The 20,388-nt window shown below is 76.9% G+C and carries 19 protein-coding genes and 1 pseudogene; 6 read left to right on the forward strand and 14 right to left on the reverse strand.

Annotated elements, in window-relative coordinates; genetic code table 11:
• Nucleotides 1-163: 163 nt before the first annotated feature.
• The 3 genes from ACI781_RS08640 to ACI781_RS08650 all read right to left on the reverse strand — a co-directional run bounded on the left by ACI781_RS08640 (nucleotide 164) and on the right by ACI781_RS08650 (nucleotide 2,005).
• A complete protein-coding gene (locus ACI781_RS08640) occupies nucleotides 164-1,051 on the reverse strand; it encodes an SGNH/GDSL hydrolase family protein (RefSeq protein WP_456565677.1) in 888 nt (295 codons plus the stop codon).
• Nucleotides 1,052-1,131: 80 nt separating this feature from the next.
• Entirely contained in the window at nucleotides 1,132-1,734 is a 603-nt protein-coding gene (locus ACI781_RS08645; RefSeq protein ID WP_456565678.1) for a TIGR03086 family metal-binding protein, read from the reverse strand.
• A gap of 49 nt (nucleotides 1,735-1,783) precedes the next feature.
• Nucleotides 1,784-2,005, reverse strand: a complete 222-nt coding sequence (locus ACI781_RS08650; protein WP_456565679.1) for a hypothetical protein — start codon at nucleotides 2,003-2,005, stop codon at nucleotides 1,784-1,786.
• Between ACI781_RS08650 and ACI781_RS08655 the strand changes: the two genes are divergently transcribed.
• On the forward strand, nucleotides 2,004-2,882 hold the full coding sequence (locus ACI781_RS08655; protein ID WP_456565680.1) for a DUF6308 family protein: 879 nt from the start codon (nucleotides 2,004-2,006) through the stop codon (nucleotides 2,880-2,882). The two genes, ACI781_RS08650 and ACI781_RS08655, sit on opposite strands and share 2 nt — an antisense overlap.
• A 3-nt stretch (nucleotides 2,883-2,885) precedes the next feature.
• Here the strand turns inward: ACI781_RS08655 and ACI781_RS08660 are convergent, their stop codons facing one another.
• A complete protein-coding gene (locus ACI781_RS08660; RefSeq protein ID WP_456565681.1) occupies nucleotides 2,886-4,424 on the reverse strand; it encodes a class I adenylate-forming enzyme family protein in 1,539 nt (512 codons plus the stop codon).
• A 166-nt stretch (nucleotides 4,425-4,590) separates the two neighbouring features.
• Here ACI781_RS08660 and ACI781_RS08665 point away from each other — a divergent pair, with 166 nt between their 5' ends.
• A complete protein-coding gene (locus ACI781_RS08665; RefSeq protein WP_456565682.1) occupies nucleotides 4,591-5,019 on the forward strand; it encodes a DUF1810 domain-containing protein in 429 nt (142 codons plus the stop codon).
• A 14-nt stretch (nucleotides 5,020-5,033) separates the two neighbouring features.
• Here ACI781_RS08665 and ACI781_RS08670 read toward each other — a convergent pair.
• Together ACI781_RS08670 and ACI781_RS08675 are read right to left on the reverse strand one after the other, a co-directional pair.
• Nucleotides 5,034-5,678: pseudogene (locus ACI781_RS08670) on the reverse strand (EAL domain-containing protein); the annotation flags it as partial.
• Between the two features lie 237 nt (nucleotides 5,679-5,915).
• On the reverse strand, nucleotides 5,916-7,691 hold the full coding sequence (locus ACI781_RS08675) for a putative bifunctional diguanylate cyclase/phosphodiesterase (RefSeq protein WP_456565683.1): 1,776 nt from the start codon (nucleotides 7,689-7,691) through the stop codon (nucleotides 5,916-5,918).
• Between the two features lie 160 nt (nucleotides 7,692-7,851).
• Here ACI781_RS08675 and ACI781_RS08680 point away from each other — a divergent pair, with 160 nt between their 5' ends.
• Nucleotides 7,852-8,892, forward strand: coding sequence for a glutathione S-transferase family protein (locus ACI781_RS08680; RefSeq protein WP_456565684.1), 1,041 nt, complete (start codon nucleotides 7,852-7,854; stop codon nucleotides 8,890-8,892).
• Between the two features lie 8 nt (nucleotides 8,893-8,900).
• Here ACI781_RS08680 and ACI781_RS08685 read toward each other — a convergent pair whose 3' ends face one another.
• From ACI781_RS08685 to ACI781_RS08700, 4 genes are all read right to left on the reverse strand, one after another.
• Entirely contained in the window at nucleotides 8,901-9,152 is a 252-nt protein-coding gene (locus tag ACI781_RS08685) for a hypothetical protein (RefSeq protein WP_456565685.1), read from the reverse strand.
• 51 nt (nucleotides 9,153-9,203) lie between these two features.
• Entirely contained in the window at nucleotides 9,204-9,659 is a 456-nt protein-coding gene (locus tag ACI781_RS08690; protein WP_456565686.1) for a hypothetical protein, read from the reverse strand.
• Nucleotides 9,660-10,024: 365 nt separating this feature from the next.
• Entirely contained in the window at nucleotides 10,025-11,599 is a 1,575-nt protein-coding gene (locus ACI781_RS08695) for a hypothetical protein (RefSeq protein ID WP_456565687.1), read from the reverse strand.
• A gap of 61 nt (nucleotides 11,600-11,660) precedes the next feature.
• Nucleotides 11,661-12,035, reverse strand: coding sequence for a VOC family protein (locus tag ACI781_RS08700; protein WP_456565688.1), 375 nt, complete (start codon nucleotides 12,033-12,035; stop codon nucleotides 11,661-11,663).
• A 236-nt stretch (nucleotides 12,036-12,271) separates the two neighbouring features.
• On the opposite strand from ACI781_RS08700, the gene ACI781_RS08705 reads away from it, so the two are divergent.
• The gene (locus ACI781_RS08705; protein WP_456565689.1) at nucleotides 12,272-12,937 is read left to right on the forward strand and encodes a nucleoside/nucleotide kinase family protein; all 666 of its coding nucleotides are present in this window, start codon (nucleotides 12,272-12,274) and stop codon (nucleotides 12,935-12,937) included.
• Nucleotides 12,938-13,046: 109 nt separating this feature from the next.
• On the forward strand, nucleotides 13,047-13,667 hold the full coding sequence (locus tag ACI781_RS08710; RefSeq protein ID WP_456565690.1) for a hypothetical protein: 621 nt from the start codon (nucleotides 13,047-13,049) through the stop codon (nucleotides 13,665-13,667).
• A gap of 159 nt (nucleotides 13,668-13,826) precedes the next feature.
• Here the strand turns inward: ACI781_RS08710 and ACI781_RS08715 are convergent, their stop codons facing one another.
• The 4 genes from ACI781_RS08715 to ACI781_RS08730 form a co-directional block, all read right to left on the reverse strand.
• Complete coding sequence (locus ACI781_RS08715; protein ID WP_456565691.1) at nucleotides 13,827-14,906, reverse strand: acyl-CoA dehydrogenase family protein; 1,080 nt, start codon at nucleotides 14,904-14,906, stop codon at nucleotides 13,827-13,829.
• A 67-nt stretch (nucleotides 14,907-14,973) separates the two neighbouring features.
• Nucleotides 14,974-16,137, reverse strand: coding sequence for an acyl-CoA dehydrogenase family protein (locus ACI781_RS08720; protein ID WP_456565692.1), 1,164 nt, complete (start codon nucleotides 16,135-16,137; stop codon nucleotides 14,974-14,976).
• Nucleotides 16,138-16,244: 107 nt separating this feature from the next.
• Nucleotides 16,245-18,521, reverse strand: a complete 2,277-nt coding sequence (locus ACI781_RS08725; protein WP_456565693.1) for a SpoIIE family protein phosphatase — start codon at nucleotides 18,519-18,521, stop codon at nucleotides 16,245-16,247.
• Nucleotides 18,518-19,330, reverse strand: coding sequence for an alpha/beta fold hydrolase (locus tag ACI781_RS08730; RefSeq protein ID WP_456565694.1), 813 nt, complete (start codon nucleotides 19,328-19,330; stop codon nucleotides 18,518-18,520). The genes ACI781_RS08725 and ACI781_RS08730 overlap by 4 nt, the downstream gene beginning before the upstream one ends.
• 254 nt (nucleotides 19,331-19,584) lie before the next feature.
• Here ACI781_RS08730 and ACI781_RS08735 point away from each other — a divergent pair, with 254 nt between their 5' ends.
• Nucleotides 19,585-20,217: a hemerythrin domain-containing protein gene (locus tag ACI781_RS08735; RefSeq protein WP_456565695.1), complete on the forward strand. Its 633-nt coding sequence runs from the start codon at nucleotides 19,585-19,587 to the stop codon at nucleotides 20,215-20,217.
• The last annotated feature ends 171 nt before the right edge of the window (nucleotides 20,218-20,388 follow it).

Below are 20,388 nucleotides of genomic sequence, written 5' to 3' on the forward strand. Positions count from 1 at the left end.
CCCCGCCGGCCCACAGCCCCCACCACGCCCCCACCCCCCCCCCACCCCCCCCCGCCCCCCCACCGCGCCGGGGACGGGAGGGGACCAGGGGGCGGGGCGGCAGGGGAATGCGGGGGTCTCGAGGCAGAGGGGCGGACCGGGGGTGGGGACGGCGGGCGGGTGCCTACGAGGTGAGGACCTGCTCCACCGCGTCGGCGAGCAGCCGCTGCCCGTCCGGCGTCGGGTGCACGTCGTCCGGGTACACCAGCCCGGCGTCCACGGTGCTGCCCCCGGCGGCCTCGGCGACCGGCTGGAACGCGCCGAACGCGTCGGCGACCTGCGCGTCGTGGGCCTGCGCCGCCGTCGTCAGCGCCCCGTTGATCTGCTGGATGCCGAACGTGGTGATCGGGTCGGAGTAGTCGAGCGCGTAGTAGCCGACGACGACGATGCGGCCGTCGTAGCCGCCGTCCCCGCGCAGCCGGGTGAGGATCGTGTCGACGTTGGCCCGCACCTGCTCGGCCAGCGCGGTGATGCCCGGGACGTCGCTGCAGGCGCCGGTGGCCTGGCAGATGAACCCGTCGTTCGCGCCGATCTGCAGGGTGACGAGTTCGACGCCGCCCTCCTGCAGCACCCGCACCGCCTCGTCGACCTGCGGGCCGTCGTAGTCGGCGTGCAGCGGGTACTGGTCCCGGAACCCCGGCTCCTGCCCGCGGTCGTTGGTGCAGCCGTTGCTCTGCGCGGCCTCGTCGAGGAAGCTCGCCGTCGTCTCGCCGGGGCAGGTCGCGTTGAGCAGCTCCAGGTCCTCGTCCTCGGCGACCAGCTCGGGGTAGCCGACGAAGGCGTCCTCGTCCTCGTAGCCGTCCGGGTCGTTGCCGATGTAGCCGAACGGCACCGAGTCCCCGAGCGCCAGGTAGGTCACCTCCGCGGGCGCCGCGCTGCTGCTGGTGGCCGAGCTCTCCGGGGCCGCGCCGCCGGAGCCGGGGTCGTCGTCGGAGCCGCAGGCGGCCAGCGCCGTCGCGGTCAGCAACGCCAGCAGCGAGCAGCGGGCCCGGGGCCCCAGGGGCGAGCGCATGGGGTCTCCTCGTCGAGACGGTGACGCGGGGTGAGGCCGTCACCGTAGGGCGTGCGATCCGGGGACGCACGTCCCCCCGCTCAGCCGGGACCGCCGCCCTCCCGCGCCGGGGGACGCCAGCCGGGATCGCGCCCGGCACGGCCCAGCAGGCGGTCGAACGGCGCGGCGTCCTCGGGCACCGGCACGGGCGGGCCGAACAGCCCCTCCGGTGCGGCTCCCCCGCCGGTGGCCGTGAGCACGAAGCCGGCGGCCACCTCGGTCGCGCCGGGGTCGGGCCGGTAGGGCTGCCCGGTGGCGACGGCGAGGTCCCAGCCGTGCACGAGCACCTCGTCGACGGCGACGGCGGCCATCGCGGTCGCCGGCATCGTCACCCCGCCCGCCTCGGCGTCCCCCGCCCAGGCCGACGGGTCCCGCCAGGCCGCGGCGAGCGCCGCCAGGCGTTCGGGGACCCGCGTGCGCCAACTCGGGTGCAGGGCGTCCGCGTCGGCCGACGCCGTGCCGCCGGGCTCCTTCGCCGCGGCCAGCCGGAAGGCCAGCGCGAGACCGTCGAGGTGGTCGAGCAACCCGGCGACGGGCATGCCCGCGCACGGCGTCGGGTCGCCCAGCTGCTCGTCGCGGACGGCGGCCACCACGCGGGAGGTCTCCGCGGCCGCGGCGGCCAGGGCCTGCTGGATCGTGTCCATGCGGGTCCGACCGGCCGGGCGGGCCGGACTCATCGGCCCGCGCGCGGCGTCAGCGGCGGTCGACCACGCCGGGCACCGGCGGCGCCGAGGGCCGGCCGCGCCCGGCGGCCCGCCGCACGACGGCGGTCACCGCCGCCGCGTCCAGCAGCGCGCCGGCGACGACCAGCACCCAGCCGAGCGTGGTCGACCCGGTGACGAGCAGGACGATGCCGACGGCCAGCACGGCCATCGCGACGGCGACGAGCAGGAACTCCCGGGGAACGGCACCCATGGCGGCACTCTGGCACGCCCTCCGCGCGCCGGACGAGGCCTCGGCGCTCGCCCGGCCGGACCGGCCGGTCCTGGGTACCGTCGAACGGTCGCCGTCGTCGGAGGGGGAGCCGGTGGACGCCGCCCTGTCGCTGCCCAGCGTCGGCCCCGACCCGATCGACGCCGGCGACGCGCTGGACGCCGTCGTCGGCTACGCCCTGGGCCGCCGGCCCTTGCGCTTCCGGGCACCGAACGCCCGCGAGGGCCGCTGGGTCCTGGTCAAGGCCTTCGCCTTCGAGCGCTTCGACCGCCAGCCCCCGGAGACGTCGGCGCGGATGACCGACCGCGACGTGCTGCTCGCCGAGGGCCTGCACGGCCGGCTCGACCCGGCCGGCTGGGCCGCCGTCCGGGCCGCGCTGGACGCCGTCGTGCCGGCGGCCGAGCAGGCGGTGCGCCGGGCCGCCGGCCGGGCGTTCTGGGAGCTGCCGGAGGACGAGACGTCGGTGCTGGCCGAGCCCGGCACGGTCGGGTCGGTGCTGCGCGGGATCACCGAGAGCCCCCACGGGCCCTACCTGCTCGCCGCGCTGCACCACCGGCGGCCCGAGCTGTTCCCGCTGCTCGACGGGGTCACCCGCCGGCAGCTGTGGCCGCACACCGCGGAGGGCGACAGCGGCGTGCACGCCGTCGTCCTGCGCGAGCTGCGGGCCAACGCGACCGCGTTCGCCCTCCTCGAGGCCCGGGTGCGCACCGCCGTCGGGCAGCCGGTCACCCGGCTGCGGCTGCACGACGTGCTGCTGTGGCTGGCCGGCTCGCTGCGCACCGAGGCCGCGGTGGCGATGGGGCGCCGGGCCGCGCGGGAGGCCGGCTCCCGCCGGCCCGCCACCGCCGGCGCGCGCTGACCCTCAGGCGCGCGGGACCGCCGTCCAGCCGGTCTCCTGGCGCAGCGTCGCCTTGAGCACCTTGCCGCCCGCGTTGCGCGGCAGCGGCCCGCCCAGCACGCGGACGAACTGCGGCACCTTGAAGTCGGCCAGCCGCTGCCGGGCGAACGCGATGAGGTCCGGCACGAGCGCCTCGGCGGTCATCCCGTCCCGCGGCAGGACGACGGCGCCGACCTTCTCCCCCATCACCGGGTCCGGGACGCCGACCACGGCGACCTCGAGAACGTCCGGGTGCTCGGCCAGGGCGTTCTCCACCTCGACCGAGTACACGTTCTCCCCGCCGCGGTTGATCATGTCCTTGGCGCGGTCCACGATCCGCACGACGCCGCCCGCGGGCAGCTGGTCGATGCGCGCGACGTCCCCGGTGTGCAGCCAGCCGTCGACGAAGGTCTCCGCCGTCCGCGCCGGGTCGCCCCAGTAGCCGGCGACCACGTTGGCGCCGCGGACCAGCAGCTCGCCGACCCCGGCCGCGTCCGGCTGGTGGATCCGCAGGTCGACGACCGGCGCGGCGAAGCCGACCGAGTCGGCGTGGTCGGTGGCGTACTCGTGCGGCAGGAAGGTGGCCAGCGCGGTGGTCTCGCTGAGCCCGAACCCGTTGCCGACCTGCGCGCCGGGGAAGGCCTCGATCAGCCGGCGGACGAGCTCGGGGGCGATGGGGGCACCGCCGTAGCTGACCGTGAGCACCGTGGACACGTCCGTGGTGGCGAAGTCCGGGTGGCGCAGCACGAGCTCGTAGATCGTCGGGACGCTGGTGAGGACCCGGACGCCGTACCGCGGGATCGCGGCCAGGAAGTCCGCGGGGCGGAACTGCGGCATGATCACCGCGGTCCCGCCCAGGTGCACCTGCGTCATGAGCTGCGAGCAGCAGCCGGTGACGTGGAACAGCGGCACCGAGATCAGGGTGACGTTGTGGACCGCCGGGTCGAACTCCCGGCAGCGGACGACGTTCTCGATGGTCGTCAGGAAGTTCTCGTGGGTGACCATCGCGCCCTTGGGCCGGCCGGTCGTGCCGCTGGTGTAGAACAGCGCGGCCACCTCGCCGGGCTCCCGGTCCGGCAGCGGCCCGTCCTCCGGGTCGGCGTCGGGCAGCGGCGCGCCCGGCTCGACGACGTAGCGGGCCCCGCAGTCGCCGAGCACGTAGTCGGCCTCGGCCTCGGCCAGCCGCGTGTTCAGCGGGACGACGATCCCGCCGGCCAGCTGCGTGCCCCAGAACGCCAGCACCCAGTCCACGCCGTTGCCGATGCGCAGCGCCACCCGGTCGCCGTCCCGGACCCCGGCGGCCCGCAGCCCGGCCGCCACCCGCCGTCCGCGGGCCAGCAGCTCCCCGTAGGTGAGGCTGCCGCCGCCGAGCTCGACGATCGCCGTGTGGTCGGCCCGGCGCCCGGCGACGTCGGCCAGCAGCGCGACCAGGTTGCGGCGCAGGCCGGTGTAGCGGCGGATGCCGTCCGGGCCGGCCTCGATCCCGCTGGTGTCGTACGGGTAGGTGCCCCGGTCGCGCGCCACGTCGTCCTCCTGGTCGTTGGTCCCGGCAACCATCCTGCGCCCGTGACGGCCGACACCCGGGTCCGGGCCGGTCCCGCCGGTCGCGGGCGGTCGCGGCCTCGATGATGAACGGACCCCCGCCGGCGCAGACGGGTGGGGCCCCCGCGGGCGGGGCATGCACCGGCGGGTGAGCGACTCCTGGGAGCTGCAGCGGTTCGTCGACGCGCAGGACGCCGCCGGCACGTACGAGCGGGCCCTGGCGGAGCTGCGGTCCGGCGCCAAGCGCACCCACTGGATGTGGTTCGTGTTCCCGCAGGTCGCCGGCCTGGGCCGCAGCCCGACGGCGCAGCGCTACGCGGTCTCCGGCCTGGCCGAGGCCCGCGCGTACCTCGCCCACCCCGTGCTGGGTCCGCGCCTGGTCGAGGCGGCGCGGGCGCTCACCGGCCTGGCCGGCCGCAGCGCCGAGCAGGTCCTCGGCCCGGTCGACGCGGTGAAGCTGCGCTCGTCGATGACCCTGTTCGCCGCGGCTGCGCCGGACGAGCCGGTCTTCCGCGCGGTGCTGGACCGCTGCTTCGGCGGCGCGGAGGACGAGGCGACGACGGCGCGGCTGCGCTGAGCCGGCGCGGACCGTCAGGCCAGCGGGCCCGGCCGGCCGAACAGCCAGCCCTGGCCCTGCGCGCAGCCCATCTCCGCCAGCGCGGTGGCCTGCTCGGCGGTCTCGACACCGACCGCGGTGACGGGGACCCCCGCCGCCGTCCCGAGCTCGACCAGCGCGGCGACGACGGACCGGTCGCGCGGGCTGTCCAGCATCCCGGCCACGTAGGAGCGGTCGATCTTGAGCCCGGCGGCACCGACCGCGGTCAGGTGCCGCGGCGAGGTCCCGCCCGGCCCGGCGTCGTCGACCACGACGGCGGCACCGGCGGCGCGCACGCCGGCGAGCGCGGGGAGGACGGCGTCCAGGGCGTCGAGCACCACCGGTTCGGCCACCTCGACCCGGATCCGCTGCGGGGCGAGGCCGGCGAGGTCGGCGACCGCGGCGATCGCCTCCCCCAGCCGGTCGGCGCGCAGCAGCCGGTCACCGCTGACGTTCACCGCCAGCGCGGTGTCCGGGCCCGCGCCCGGCCAGGCGGCGAACTGGGTGACGGCGGTGCGCAGCACCCAGTCGTCGAGCAGATGCAGCTCCCCGTCGCGGGCCAGCCGGGGCAGGAACGACTCCGGGCCGAGCACCCCCAGCCGCGGGTGCCGCCAGCGGACCAGGGCCTCCACGGCGACCGGTGCGCCGTCGGCAGGCCGACGACGGGTTGGTGGACGAGCGCGAGCTCGCCCCGCTCCGCGGCGCCGCCCACGAGCGTGGCGGCGGGGTCCTCGACCGGCATGGCCGGATCCTCCCGCCCGCGGTCGCGGCGCGCCGACGACGCCCCGAGCGGTGTCCGGTTCGTCGCCGTCCGTTCACCTGCGCGTCGTCGGGCGGGCCTCAGCCGAGGGGCGAGGGCCTCAGCCGAGGGGCAGGGCTCAGCCGACCGGCACGGCCGCGGGCAGGACCTCGGCGAGGGGACGCGGGCGACCGAAGAGCCAGCCCTGCCCGTAGCGGCAGCCCATCGCCCGCAGGGCGTCACGCTGCTCGGTGGTCTCCACCCCCTCGGCCGTGACCCGCAGCCGGGCGCCGGTGCCGAAGTCGACCAGCAGCTGCACCAGCGCCCGGTCCCGGGCGTCCGTCAGCAGGCCCTGCACGTAGGAGCGGTCGATCTTCAGCCCGTCGGCCCGGACCTCCCGCAGGTGGCGCAGCGACGTGCCGCCGGCGCCCACGTCGTCGAAGGTGACGTCGAAGCCGGCCGCCCGCAGCTCGGCGAGCCGGGGCAGCGCGCGGTGCAGCTCGTCGACCAGCAGCTGCTCGGGCAGCTCGACCCGGACCAGCCGGCGGTCCAGGCCCGCGGCGGCGGTCGCCTCGACGAGCAGCTGCTCCAGCCCGGGGGTGAGCAGCCGCTCCGGCGTCACGTTGAGGTTCAGCGCGACGGGCACCCCGCCGGGGCCCGCGGCGGGGCCGGCGGCCGCGAACTCGGCGATCGCGGTGCGCAGCACCCACTCGTCCAGGTCGAGCAGCTGGCCAGCGCGCGCCATCGCCGGGAGGAACGCGTCCGGGGTCAGCATGCCCAGGCGTGGGTGCCGCCACCGGACCAGCGCCTCGACGCTGGCGGTCCGCCCGTCGTCGAGGTCGACGATGGGCTGGTAGAGCAGCCGCAGCTCGCCGCGGGCGGCCACCTCCGGGACCGTCGTCCCGAGCAGCGGGTCGGCGTCGGCGGAGGTGGTGAGCAGGACGGGGCCGACGACCGACGCGCCGCCGTCCCGCTTGCCGGTGTACATGGCCAGGTCGGCCGCGCGCACCAGCTCCGCGGGGTCGACGTGGCCTCCCCCGGACACCGCGACGCCGGTGCTGACCCGCATCGACGGGCCGCCCTCGACGGTGGCGCCGACCGCCAGCACCGCCGCGTGCAGCCGCGCGGCGACGGCCGCGCCGAGGTCGGGGCCGTCGGCGACGTCGATGTCGACGCAGACGGCGAACTCGTCGCCGCCCAGCCGGCTGACCAGGTCGCCGTCCCGGGCGGACTCGCGCAGCGCCTGCGCGGTGGCGACCAGCAGCGCGTCACCGGCGTCGTGGCCGAGCGCGTCGTTGACCGCCTTGAAGCCGTCGAGGTCGAGGTAGACGACGGCGGTCCGGTGGCCGGGCTGCGTGGCGCTGCGGCGGCAGGACTCCTCCACGCGGCCGAAGAAGGCCTGCCGGTTGGCCAGGCCCGTCAGCGGGTCGCGCAGCGCCTGGTCGGCCAGCCCGTGCGCGAGCGCGGACAGCAGCACGGGCATGGCGACGGCGGCGGGACCCTCCGGCGCGGCGACCAGGACGTCGTCCTGCACGTGCTCGGGCGACCGCGTGATCGCGCGGCTGGCCGCCTCGACGACGCTGGTCTCGGGCGGCAGCGTCAGCGCGTCCCACTGCGCCACCTCGGTCAGCGGCCGGCGGCCGTGCAGGGAGCGGCCGTAGCCGTAGGGGCCGGACATCATCGCGGTGAACCGGGCGCGGTCGACGAGGCCGAGCACGTCCTCGTGCTGCGGGTGGCGGACCACCGCGCACGTGACCCGGTCGGCCCGCCGGAACAGCCGGTCGAGGTCCTCGCAGGTGTCGGTGCCGTCCAGCACCGGGACCGCCACGGACAGGTCACCGAGGAGGGCCTTGGCACCACCCTGCTCGCGGGGCGCCCGGAGGTCCGCCCCGGGCCACGGGAGTCTTGTCAGCACGTCTCCCTCTTCGACCCTTCCCGCCCTCCTGAGCAGCGCGGATGCCGTGATCATCGCCCATCGGGGTGACCCCGGGGGCAGGCGCCCCGCGGGGACGTGGCACGGATCACGGGCGGTCGGCTGCGTGGCGGCGGGCACCCCGCTCCCCCAGGCTGGGGCGGTGAGCGACGACAGCAGCGGGTCGGGCTACGTGAACGGCGGCCAGGAGTACTCGCGCGACACCAACTACATCACCGACCGGATCACCGCCGACGGCTCGAGCCGCTGGCCGGTGGAGCCGGGCCGGTACCGCCTGGTGGTGGCCCGCGCCTGCCCGTGGGCCAACCGGTCGACGATCGTGCGCCGGCTGCTCGGGCTGGAGCCGGTGCTGTCGATGGGCATCTGCGGGCCGGTGCACGACGAGCGCAGCTGGACGTTCGACCTGGACCCCGGCGGCCGCGACCCGGTGCTGGGCTACGAGCGGCTGCAGGAGGCGTTCCTCGCCCGCGACCCGGAGTACCCGCGCGGCATCACGGTGCCGGCGATGGTCGACGTCCCGACCGGGGCCGTCGTCACCAACGACTTCGCCCAGATCACCCTGGACCTGTCCACCCAGTGGACGGCGCACCACCGCGACGGCGCCCCCGACCTCTACCCCGAGCACCTGCGGGACGAGATGGACGAGGTGATGCAGCGCGTCTACACCGAGGTCAACAACGGCGTGTACCGCTGCGGGTTCGCCGGCTCGCAGCGCGCCTACGACAAGGCCTACGCCCGCCTGTTCACCGCCCTGGACTGGCTGTCCGACCGGCTGGCCGACCGCCGCTACCTGATGGGCGACACGATCACCGAGGCCGACGTCCGGCTGTTCACGACCGTCGCCCGCTTCGACGCCGTCTACCACGGCCACTTCAAGTGCAACCGGCAGAAGCTGTCGGAGATGCCGGTGCTGTGGGCCTACGCCCGGGACCTGTTCCAGACGCCGGGCTTCGGCGACACCACCGACTTCCCGCAGATCAAGGAGCACTACTACGTCGTCCACGCGGACATCAACCCGACGAGGGTCGTCCCGATGGGGCCGGACACGTCGACCTGGCTGACCCCGCACGGCCGCGAGGCGCTGGGCGGCTCCCCGTTCGGGGACGGGACGCCGCCCGGGCCGGTCGCCGCCGGCGAGGAGGTCCCCGCCGACCACGGCCCGGGAGGCATCGGGCACCGCTGACCCGCGGCTCAGTCGCCGCCGCCGCCTCCGCCGCCGTCCCCGCCGCCGGAGTCCGCTCCCCCGTCCGATCCGCCGTGGTGGCCGCCGTGGTGACCGCCGTGGTGGCCGGGCCCGTCGTCGTAGGAGCTGCCGCCCGGCCCGGAGCCGCCCGAGTCACCGCCGTCGCGCCCCCGGGGGCGACGGGCGGGGGCGGAGCGGCGTGAGTTCACGAGGACCACACCGACCAGGACCAGGAGCACGACGAGGACGAGCCACTTCATGCAGGCACTCTCGCCGAGCGCCGGCGGGCAGGCCACTCCCGCCCCGGACGATCAGTCGCTGCTGCCGCTCCCCGAGTCCGAGGAGCCCCCGGAGTCCGACGAGCTGCTCGAGTCCGAGGAACTGCTCGAGTCCGAGCTGCTCGAGTCCCACGAGCCGCCGCCGTCGGAGCTGCTGCCCCCGTCGGAGCCGCTGCCGCCGTCGGTCCCCGAGGCGCCGCCGTCGCCGGGCCAGGGGTCGCGGTCGTCGCGGGACCGGTCGTCGGCGGGCCGGTCGTCCGAGGAGGCCCCGCCGTCGCCGGCCCAGCCGGGGTGGTGGTGCCGGTGGTCGTCGGTCGAGGTACCGCCGTCACCGGCCCGGGTGCCGGTGCGCGGCGGGACGGGCCAGGGGGCGCCGGTGACCTCCTCGGGCGACGGCGACGTCCGGCGCGGCCCCCAGGCCCCGGCCAGGCGGGCGCCGAGCGCTATCAGCAGGAGGACGACGACGAGGAACACGGCCGTGTACAGCACGGACGCCACTGTGCCGCCCCGGGCAGCGTCTGCCCAGGGCGGCACAGTGGGTGTCCGGCCGGGGCGGAGAGGTCGGGAGTCACTGGGACGCCGCATCGTCCGTGGTGCGTGACTCCAGCCCCCGTTACCTCCCCGCCTCGTGCCGCCACCCGCCTCGCGGGACCGGCGGCGGCACGACCGGTGTGAGCGGCCGGCCGGTACGCGCTCGCGGAGGGGAGCCGGCGCCCCGGACCGGGCAGCTGCGGGCGGCCGGACGGGCCGGGAGCGAGTGACCTCCTCCGGGAGCGCGCAGTCCGCACTCCTCGTGGCCGCGCCGCCGGCGGCCCGCGGTCAGCGGGCAGGGCCGGGCGCGGCCGGGAGGAGGGTCAGTCGGGCGAGGTGCCCGGGCCGTCGAGGACCGCGGCGGACGCACCGGCCGGCGAGGTGTCGACGGGCAGGATCCCGCTCCCCGGGCCGGGGAGGACGGGCGAGGACGCCAGGTCGGCGGGAGCCACCGGGGCGGACGTCGACGAGGTGGTCGTCGAGGAGGACGACGTGGGTGCCGGTGCAGGCGGCTGCTGGGTGTCCGGGCGGGCAGGCGCCGTCGGCTGTGCCGGGGCCGGCGCGGTCCCGCTGGCGGTCGCCGACCGCGGGAGGGCGGCCGGGGTCGTGGCACCGGCGGTGGCGGCGAGGGAGCTCGTCAGACTCGGTGCCTCAGCCGGCTCCTGGGACGGGGTCGCGGCAGGCGTCGGGGCCGAGGCGGGCGTCAGAGCCGGGGACCCGTCGCCGGACGGCGGTGGGGGTGCGAGCCCGTCGGTGACCGGGAACAGGGGCGCCGGGACCTCGGCCGGCACGGCAGGCAGCACCGGCGAGAGGACGTCGGCCACCGGGGCGGCGACGGGGTCCGCCGCCGCCACGACCGGCGTCAGCACGCCGTCGACCACCGGCGCGATGACGGGGAGGACCGGCTCGACCACGTCCCCGGCCGCGACGACCACGGGTGCGGCCACGTCGACGACGGGGGTCACGGCCTCGACCACGGGCTGCAGCACGGGCGTCACGGCCTCGAGAACCGGGGCGAGCGCCTCGACGACGGGCGCCACGACGTCGGTCACCATCGGCGGGACGGCCCGGGTCACGGGAGTCACCACGGGCGTGACCGTCTCCGCGACGGGAGCCAGCGACTCGACGACCGGCGCCACCGCGTCCACCACCGGCGGCACGGCCTCGACGACCGGCGGCACCACCGCATCCACGACAGGCGGCACCACCGGAGTGACCGCCTCGACGACCGGCGCCACAGCGTCCACCACCGGCGGCACGACCTCGACGACCGGAGCCACCACCGCATCCACGACAGGCGGCACCACCGGAGTGACGGCCTCGACAACCGGCGCCACCACCGGCACCACCGGAGTGACGGCCTCGACAACCGGCGCCACCACCGGCACCACCGCGTCCACCACCGGCGGCACGACCTCGGCGACCGGCGCGACCGCGTCGGCCGCGGGCGCCGCGGCGTCGACCGGCGCGGGCACCGACTCCGTCACCGCCGGGACGGCCGGAGCCACGGACGCGACGACCGGAGCCGCCGCCTCGACCGCCGGAGCAGCCGACTCGGCGACAAGTCGACCAGTCGACGCGACGACCGGGGCCGGCGTCTCGACCACCGGAGTCGCGGCCTCCACCACCGGCGCGGTCTCGACGACCGGTGCGGCAGAGTCTCCCCCGCCGACGACCGTGCCGACCGTCCCGGTCACGGCGCCGACCGGATCGGGCAGGACGTCGGCGCGGGCCGTCGAGGCGAGGCCGATCCCGGCCAGCACGCAGGCGCCCAGGAGGCCGAGGAACAGCAGCAGCCGTACCGCCCACGGGTCGAGCCGGCCTTCCGGCGGCGGCCCGGCGCACGGCACCGGCAGCGGGCGCACGCGTCGTGCGCTGCGGAGCCGGAGGACGGACATCGAGGGTGTCCTTCCCCGCCGGACGCCGGCTCACGCACGACGTCCGGCGGGAAGGCCCCCGCTACAGGTAGGGGCGGGTGATGAGCTCGAGACCGTGGCCGGCGGGGTCCATCACGTAGAGCCCGCGCCCGCCGTGCTCGGTGTTCGTCTCGCCCGGCCGGGTGCGCTGCGGATCGGCCCAGAAGTCCAGGCCGCGGGCGACGAGCAGGCCCAGGGCCCGGTCGAAGTGGTCGTCGTCCACCAGGAAGGCGCAGTGCTGCATCTGGATCTCGACCGGTGGCTCGGCGAACTGCAGAAGCACGCCGTCGTCCAGCAGCAGGTTGGTGAACAGGCCCCACCCCGGTGCGGGCCGGGCCTCGAGGAGATCGCGGTAGAAGCGCGCGGACCCCTCGCGGTCGAGGGCGGCGATGATCGTGTGGTTGAAGCGTGCGGGCATGGCGGACTCCGTCCGTGTCGAACCTCGGATTGACCGACCGGTCCGGCGGCACGGCGGACGACGTCGACGCCATGTGCTCCGCGAGCGCGAGACGGACGGGATGTCGTCGACGTCTGCGCCGGCCGGTGACGCTGGAGACCTCCTGCAGCAGGCCCATCCGGGGCTCGACCAGGACGGTAGCAGGCACGGGCCCTCGCGGTCGTGCCCCGCCGTGGCGGCCCCGGCATGCTGCCGGGGTGACCCCGCGCGAGGAGCCCCCGACGCCCGACGAGCTCGTCGCCCGCGTCGCGGCCCTCGCCCGGCGCCGGCCGCGGGTGGTGCTGGGCCTCGCGGGGGCGCCGGCGGCCGGCAAGTCGACGCTGGCCGCCTGGCTCGTCGCCCGGCTGAACGCCCGGCGGCTGCCCGCCGTCGGCGTGCCGATGGACGGCTTCCACCTCGCCGACGCCGCCCTCGACGCCCTGGGCCGCCGCGACCGCAAGGGCGCCGTCGACACCTTCGACGGGCACGGCTACCTCGCCCTGCTGCGCCGCCTGCGGACCGAGCAGGAGACGACGGTGTACGCGCCGGCCTTCGAGCGCGACCTCGAGCAACCGGTCGCGGGCAGCATCGCCGTGCCGCCGGGCACCCGCGTCGTGGTCTCCGAGGGCAACTACCTGCTGCTGGCGGAGCCTCCCTGGCCGGAGGTGTGGGCGGCGTTCGACGAGGTCTGGTTCGTGGGGCTGGACGACGCGACCCGCCGCGCCCGGCTGCTGGACCGCCACGTGCGCTTCGGCAAGGCCCCGGACGCCGCTCGGGCCTGGGTGGACACCGTCGACGAGCCCAACGCCCGGCTCATCGCGGCCACCGCCGACCGGGCCGACCTGCGCGTCGACGTCTCGGGCACGGACCTCCGGCCCGGCTGACCCCTCCGGCCAGTGACCGAGGGCCCTGTCGCAGCGCCCGGGACGGGACGAGGGTCGGCCCCGCGGCGGCGCCGCACGGGCGACGTCGTGTCCCGTGAGGAGGAGCGGCATGTACGCACGGACGACGACCGTCCACGGCGACCCGAAGCGCGTGGACGACGGGATCGCCCACATCCGCGACCGGGTGATGCCCGCGGTCCTGGACATGGACGGCTGCGTGGGGCTGTCGATGCTGGCCGACCGGGACTCCGGGCGCTGCATCGTCACCGCCGCCTGGCAGGACGAGCAGGTCATGCGGGCCAGCGCCGACACCGTGGCGACGATGCGCGAGCAGGCCCGCCAGGTCCTGGGCGGGGAGATGGAGGTGCAGGAGTGGGAGATCGCCGTCATGCACCGCCGGCACGAGGCCCCGCCCGGCGCCTGCACGCGGGTGATCTGGAGCCGCGCTGACACCGGCCACATCGACCGGGTGCTGGACGCCTACCGGATGACGATGGTCCCCCAGCTCGAGGAGCTGCCCGGTTTCTGCAGCGTCAGCCTGATGGTCGACCGTGGCATGGGCCGGGGCGCGTCGGCGGTCACCTTCGACAGCCGCGAGGCGATGGAGGCCAGCCGGGACGACGCCACCCGGATGCGCGACACCTTCGTCTCGGCGATGGAGGTGACCATCACCGACGTCGCCGAGTTCGAACTCGTGCTCGCCCACCTGCGAGTACCCGAGATGGCCTGACCGGCCGGGCCGCGGGCGCCCGCCCCGGGTGCCCGCGGCGCGATCCGGCGGGCGGGCGGCGCGACTCTGCGGGCGGGGTCCCGCCCTCGCGGGCGGGATCCCGCCCGCACCGCCGGGAACCCGCCCGCGGAGTGCGGCGGAGGAGCCGGGTCGGCCCGGTCAGCCGCCGAGGCGGGTGAGCGTCGGCCACAGCTCCTCGGCGCCGCCGGCGAGCAGGCCGGCACCGAGGACGCGCGACCAGGTCGCCTCCCCGCCGGCCTCGTCGCGCCACGACCAGCACCGCCGGGTGAGGTGGTGCAGCCGGTGCTCCTGGGTGAAGCCGATCGCGCCGTGCACCTGGTGCGCCAGCCGCGCGACGACCTCCACGGCCGCGCCGGCGCGCACCTTCGCCGCGGCGGCGAGCAGCGGCAGCTCCGGCGCGCCGCGGTCCAGGCCCTGCACGGCCGCGTCGACGATGGCCGTCACCGCGGTGACCTCGCCCGCCATCTCGGCGAGCTCCATCTGGATGGCCTGGAACTTCGCCAGCGGCCGGCCGAACTGCACGCGCTCGCCGGCGTACTGCACGGTCCAGGCGAGCACCTGCTCCAGCGCCGCGGCCATCTGCACCGACCGGGCCAGCGCGTACCGGGCCCGCAGGTCGGCGACCTGGGCGGGCCGCAGCAGCGCCCCGGACGCCGGGACGCCGTCGAGCACCAGCGACCCGCGCGGCTCCCCGGCCAGGTTCACCGCCCGCGTCGCGGTCAGGCCCGACGCGTCGACCAGCGCCAGCACCCCACCCTCGATGCCGGCCGGCGCGGCGGCCAGCACGGCCACGTGCCGCGCCACCCCGGCCCACGCGACGTCGGGGGCGGTGCCGGTCAGCGTCCACCGGCCGGGCCCGTCGCCGTCGTCGGAGGGCTCGGCCGTCACCGTCGGCGCCACTGCGATCGTGAGCGGCTCCTCCGGCGCGGGCACGTCGAGCCCGGCGGCGAGCACCGCGGGGGCGGCGACCAGCAGCTGCTCGGCGACGGGCACGGCGGCGGCGCCGGCGGCCAGCGTGCGGACGATCGCGACCGCGTCGGCCAGCTCGCCCCCGGAACCGCCGGCCTCCTCGGGCACGCCGACGCCGGTCAACCCGGCCTCGGTCAGCGCGGTCCACAGCCCCTCGTCCCACGGCCGCTCGGGCGTGAGCACGAACGGCTCGGAACCGCCGAGGACGTCCCGGACGGTCGCGACCAGCAGGTCCTGCTCGGTGGCCATCAGCTCTGTCCCCCGCTCGTTCCGCTCCTCGGTCGCCGGCGCTCCGCGCGACGCTCGCCCACCGTCGTCATCGCAGCCCCAGTCCGCGTGCCACGATCCCGCGCAGGATCTCGTTGGTGCCGCCCCGCAGCGTGTAGCCGGGCTGGTGCAGCTGCGCCTCGGCCAGCGCCCGCCCCAGCGGGTCGGGCGAGTCCAGCGACGCCGGCACGTCCACCACGCGGCGCACCTCGTCGACCACGTCGGCCTCGAACGTCGTCCCCACGTCCTTCACCAGGGCGGCGGGGATGTTGGGCAGCTCGCCACGGTCCAGCGCCGCCGCGATGCGCAGCGACAGCTGCCGCAGCGCGAGCAGCCGCGCCGACAGCCGGCCGAGCGTCGCCAGCTGCGCCGGGTCCTGCGTCTGCGCCGCGCGCCGGCCGAACTCGGCGATCAGGGGGTAGGTCGACAGGAAGCGCTCCGGGCCGGACCGCTCGAACGCGAGCTCGGCGGTGACCTGGTGCCAGCCGGCGCCCTCCTCCCCCAGCAGCATGTCCCCGGGGACGACGACGTCGTCGAACACGACCTCGTTGAAGTGGTGCCCGCCGTCGAGGATGCGGATCGGGTTGACCGAGATCCCCGGCAGCGACAGGTCGACCAGCAGCTGGGACAGGCCCGCGTGCCGGTGGGCCGGGTCGGCCGGGGAGGTGCGCACGAGCACGATCCCGTAGTGGCTGTGGTGGGCGTTCGACGTCCACACCTTCGCGCCGTTGACCACCCAGTTCCCGTTCGCGTCGCGGGTCGCCCGGGTGCGGATCGAGGCGAGGTCGGAGCCGGAGTCCGGCTCGCTCATGCCGATGACGAAGTAGCACTCGCCCGCCGCGATCCGCGGCAGGATCGTCCGGCGCTGCTCCTCGGTGCCGTAGCGGAGCAGGTTGGGCCCCGACTGGCGGTCGGCGATCCAGTGCGCGGCCACCGGGGCGCCCGCGGCGAGCAGCTCCTCGGTGACGGCGTAGCGCTCCATGGCGGTGCGCTCGTGGCCGCCGTACTGCTTCGGCCACGTCATGCCCAGCCAGCCGCGCTCGCCGAGCTTGCGCGAGAAGGCCGGGTCGACACCGGAGAGCCAGGTGTCGACGTGCGTGGTGAACGAGCCCGCCGCCAGCTCCGCCGCGAGGAACTCCCGCACCTCCGCCCGCACCTGCTCGGCCGCGTCCGACCGGGGCGCGGGCGCCAGGGTCAGTGCATCGCTGCTCATGGTCGCCAGGTCCCTCGCATCGTCCCTCGCATCTCGTCGTCTGAGGCCGTGCTGTCGTCACCGGTTGTACCTGCCCGCGGCCCCCGGCACGCCCCAGGGGGCTGATCTCACACGCGCGCGATGGCCAGCAGGGCGACGTCGTCGAAGCGGTCATCGCCGATCAGCCGGTCGAGGAGGTGGTCGCACAGCTCGTCGGGAACCGTCCCGGCCGCGTCCCGGGCGGTGCGCAGCAGCAGGTCCAGGCCCTGGTCGATGTCGGCGCTGCGGCTCTCCACCAGCCCGTCGGTGAACAGCAGCAGCGTCGCGCCGACCGGGAGGACGCCGGCCCACTCCACCGCCGGGGCGGGCGCGGCGGGTGCACCCAGCATCCGGCTGGGCCGCACGTCGAGGTACTCGGCCGTCGAACCGGTGACCAGCAGCGGGCTCGGGTGCCCGGCCGAGGCCAGCCGCAGCTGCCCGGTCGCCGGGTCCAGCGAGCCGAACAGCGCCGTGGCCATCCGCTGCAGGCCCAGCAGCGACCAGCCGGCCTGGAACCGGTCGATGATCGCGCTGGGCGCCGGGCGGTCGGCCAGCAGCACGCGGTGGACGCTGCGCAGCTGCCCCATCACCGCGGCCGCGGTGATGTCGTGCCCGACGACGTCCCCGACGGCCAGGGCCACCCCGCCGTCGGGCGGCAGCGGCACGACGTCGTAGAAGTCGCCGCCGACGTCGGCGCCCCGGCTGGCGGCCACGTACCGGACCGCCACCTGCAGGCCCGGCACCGGCGGCGGCGCCGGCGGCAGCAGGTTGGCCTGCAGGACGTGTGACGTGCGGGTCTCCAGCTCCAGCCGCTGCGCCTTGTCCACCACCTGCGACACCTGCAGGGCCAGCTGCTCGGCGACCTCGACGTCGGCGCCGGTGAACGGGCCGCGGCGCCGCCCCGAGCCGAAGGTGAGCACCCCCAGCAGCCGGCCGTCGGCCAGCAGCGGGACGGCGACCAGCCCGGTCAGCTCCAGCTGCCGGAGCACCGCCAGGTGCCGCTCGTCCCGGGAGATGACCCGCGCCCAGTCGTCGGTGGGGTCGCGCACCCACACCGTCCGCATCCGCTCTGCGGCCTGCACGATCGGGTGCGGCGCGCCCGACATCGGCAGGTGGATCTCGCGCAGCCGGTCGGCCAGGTGCTGGCGGGCCGGGTCGGCGTGCCTCGCCGCGGGCCGGACGAAGCCGTGGTCGGCGACCAGGTCGATGACGCACAGGTCGGCCAGCCGCGGGACGGCGAGCTCGGCCAGCCGCTGCACCGTGTCGGTCACCCCGGTGGCCGCCGACATCAGCCGCGCCGCGTCGAGCAGGAACGCCGAGCGGGCCGCCTGGCGCGCCGTCTCCTCGTGCAGCCAGACCCGCTCCAGCGCCTGGCCGGCCTGGCGGCCGACGGTGCTGAGCAGGTCCGCGTCGGCGGGCACCAGGTCGGCGGGCACGCCGGGCTCGGCGAGGCTGATCAGGCCGTCGTCGGACTCCGGGCCCAGCACCAGCACCAGCGCCCCGCGCCGGCGGCCCTCGGCGGTCACCGGGACCAGGACCAGCGAGTCGACGTGCTCCTCGGCCATCGCGGCGGCCAGCCCCGGCCGGCTGCGCTCCACGTCGGGGCCCAGCGGCACGACCCGGACCCCGCCGGGGCGCACCAGCCGCGCACCCCAGTCCCCCGCCGCGGCCAGCTCGGTCAGCAGCCGGGGGCCGATCCCCGCGTCCGCGACGAGCTCCAGCGCCGTCGCCCCGGCGGCCGGGCGCGCGGGGGCGTCGGGGGCGAGCAGCCACACCGCCCCGCCCGACGCGTGCGCCACGGCCCGCCCGCGCTCGACCAGCACCCGGGCGACGTCCGCCACGGACACGGCCGTGGCCAGCTCGGACACCACCTGGTGCAGCGTCCGGCTGCGGGCCTCGGCCTCGGCCGCGTTGCGCTGCGCGGCCAGCAGGGCGCGCTCGTAGCGGCGCCGCGAGGTCGCCTCGAACAGGGTGGCCCGGATCAGCAGCGGCTCGCCGGCGTCGTCGCGCAGCTCCACCGCGTTGACCAGGCAGGGCAGCACCGTCCCGTCGGGCAGCGCCAGGTCCAGCGCCACCTCCCGCACGGCCCCCTGCATGCGCAGCAGCGGCAGGACGTGGGTCTCGTGGAAGACCCGGCCGCCCACGGTCAGCAGGTCGGGGAAGGCGACACCCAGCAGGTCCTCGGTGGTGTCCCGCCGGCACCAGTGCGCGAACGTCCGGTTGACCTTGACGATCCGGCCGTCGGGGAGGGTGGACAGGTAGCCGCAGGGCGCGTTCTCGTAGAGCTCGGCCGGGTCGTCCTCCAGCAGCCGGGTCAGCTCGAACCGGTCCCCGGACGGGCTGTCGCCCACGGTCGTGGCGGTCACGGCCGCGTCGCGGGCCCCGGCAGCCAGGCCCGGATCGCGGCGACGGTCTCGCGGGGAGCGCTCAGGTGCGGGCAGTGGCCGGTCGCGGCCAGCTGGGTGAACGCGCTGCCGGGCACCTGCGCGTGCACGTACCTGCCGACGGCGTCGGGCGCGATCACGTCCTGCGAGCACTGCAGCACCAGCGTGGGGACGGCGACGCCGGCGAGGTCGCCGCGGTTGTCGGAGAGGAAGGTGACGCGGGCGAAGTGCCGGGCGATGTCGGGATCGGTGCGGCAGAAGCTGTTGGTCAGCTCGTCGGCCAGCTCCGGTCGCTCCGGGTTGCCCATGACCACCGGGCCCATCGCGGCCGACCAGCCGAGGTGGTTGGCGTCCAGCGAGTCCAGCAGACCGGCGATGTCGGCGCGGCTGAACCCGCCGGTGTAGTCGCCGTCGTCGACGTAGCGCGGGTTCGGCCCGATCATCACCAGCGCGCCGAACAGCTCCGGCGCCTGCTGCACGGCGAGCGCGCCGATCATCGCGCTGACCGAGTGCGCGACCAGGACGACGTCGGTGAGGTGCAGCTCCCGGCAGATCTGCACGACGTCGTCGGCGTAGCCGGCCAGGGAGCCGTAGCGCCGCCGGTCGTAGGCCGACAGGTCCGAGCCGCCGGAGCCCACGTGGTCGAACAGGACGATCCGGTGGTCCCCCTCGAACGCCGGTACGACGTGCCGCCACATGGTCTGGTCGCAGCCGAACCCGTGCGCGAACAGCATCGGGCGACCGCCCGCGACCCCGCTCTCCCGGACCCGGTTCCGCGCCACCACCGACACGGCGTGAACCTACCGGGACAGCCGCGCGGTTGTGACCCTCCACGGGCTCCGGATCGCCCGGCCGGGACGGGACGCCGGGCCCTGCCGCCCGGGACACCGCCGGCCCTAGCGTCGCCGCCGTCCCGAGCCGAACCCTCCCCCCGACGAGGTGTGCCATCCCTGCGACCGCGACCCTCCGCCACCCCGCTCCCCGGCCCGCCCCGGCACCTGCCGCCGGACCGGCGACGGCGGCCCCCGCGGCCGCCTACGAGCGGGTGCTGCACCGCCTGGTGCGCCGCGAGCTCCGCCTGCTCGCCGAGCTGTCCACCTGGGCTCCCGCCGACGACCCCGCCCGCGCCCGCGCCCTCACCGCCCACGCGGACCTGCTGGGCCGGGTGCTGCTGCAGCACCACGCCACCGAGCGCGACCTGATCTGGCCGGCCCTGCTGCGCGCGCTGCCCGGAGACGCCGCCGCGGGCGAGCGCGTGGCGGCGTGGGGGGCGCGGTGCGCCCGGCTGGACCACCTGCTGCGTGACATCTCCACGGCCGCCCGCCAGTGGGCCGTCGCCGGCACCGGCCCGGCACGCGACGGGTTCGCGATGGCCTGCCTCGTCCTCGCCGACGCCGTCGACGCGCAGGTCGCCGAGGAGGAACGGGAGCTGCTGCCGCTGCTGGCCGCGCTGCCCGCCCGCGACTGGGCGGCGGTCACCGCGGCCAGCCGGAGCCCGCTGTCCGGCCGGGAGCGGCTGCTCGTCCTCGGCCTGGCGCTGGAGGACGCCTGCCCCGGCGAGCGGGACCGGGTGCTCGCCGCCCTCCCGCCGGCCACCCGCCTGGCGTGGCGGCTGGCCGGGCGGCGCCGGTACCGCGCGGCGGTGGTGCGCCTGCGCGGCGAGCCGCCGGCCGCCTGAGCCCGGGCCCGCGCGGGGAGGCGGCTAGTGCCGCGAGGTCCCGCAGTCGGCGCACCGCTTCCGCCGCGCCCGGGACTCCCCCGAGCAGTTCGGGCAGGTCCAGCTGCGCTCCCGCGTGCCGGTCGGGCTCATGGCGGCTCCCTCCTCCACGGCGGCGCGGATCTCGCGACC

The organism is Blastococcus sp. SYSU D00695, from assembly GCF_054050555.1.

Excerpts from the sequence above, each read along its gene's own strand:
- ACI781_RS08700 (WP_456565688.1), bottom strand. The coding sequence starts at position 12,035 with ATGCCCGCACGCTTCAACCACACGATCATCGCCGCCCTCGACCGCGAG.
- ACI781_RS08640 (WP_456565677.1), bottom strand. The coding sequence starts at position 1,051 with ATGCGCTCGCCCCTGGGGCCCCGGGCCCGCTGCTCGCTGCTGGCGTTG.
- ACI781_RS08695 (WP_456565687.1), bottom strand. The coding sequence starts at position 11,599 with ATGTCCGTCCTCCGGCTCCGCAGCGCACGACGCGTGCGCCCGCTGCCG.
- ACI781_RS08650 (WP_456565679.1), bottom strand. The coding sequence starts at position 2,005 with ATGGGTGCCGTTCCCCGGGAGTTCCTGCTCGTCGCCGTCGCGATGGCC.
- ACI781_RS08645 (WP_456565678.1), bottom strand. The coding sequence starts at position 1,734 with ATGGACACGATCCAGCAGGCCCTGGCCGCCGCGGCCGCGGAGACCTCC.
- ACI781_RS08720 (WP_456565692.1), bottom strand. The coding sequence starts at position 16,137 with ATGAGCAGCGATGCACTGACCCTGGCGCCCGCGCCCCGGTCGGACGCG.
- ACI781_RS08685 (WP_456565685.1), bottom strand. The coding sequence starts at position 9,152 with ATGAAGTGGCTCGTCCTCGTCGTGCTCCTGGTCCTGGTCGGTGTGGTC.
- ACI781_RS08715 (WP_456565691.1), bottom strand. The coding sequence starts at position 14,906 with ATGGCCACCGAGCAGGACCTGCTGGTCGCGACCGTCCGGGACGTCCTC.
- ACI781_RS08710 (WP_456565690.1), top strand. The coding sequence starts at position 13,047 with ATGTACGCACGGACGACGACCGTCCACGGCGACCCGAAGCGCGTGGAC.
- ACI781_RS08655 (WP_456565680.1), top strand. The coding sequence starts at position 2,004 with ATGGCGGCACTCTGGCACGCCCTCCGCGCGCCGGACGAGGCCTCGGCG.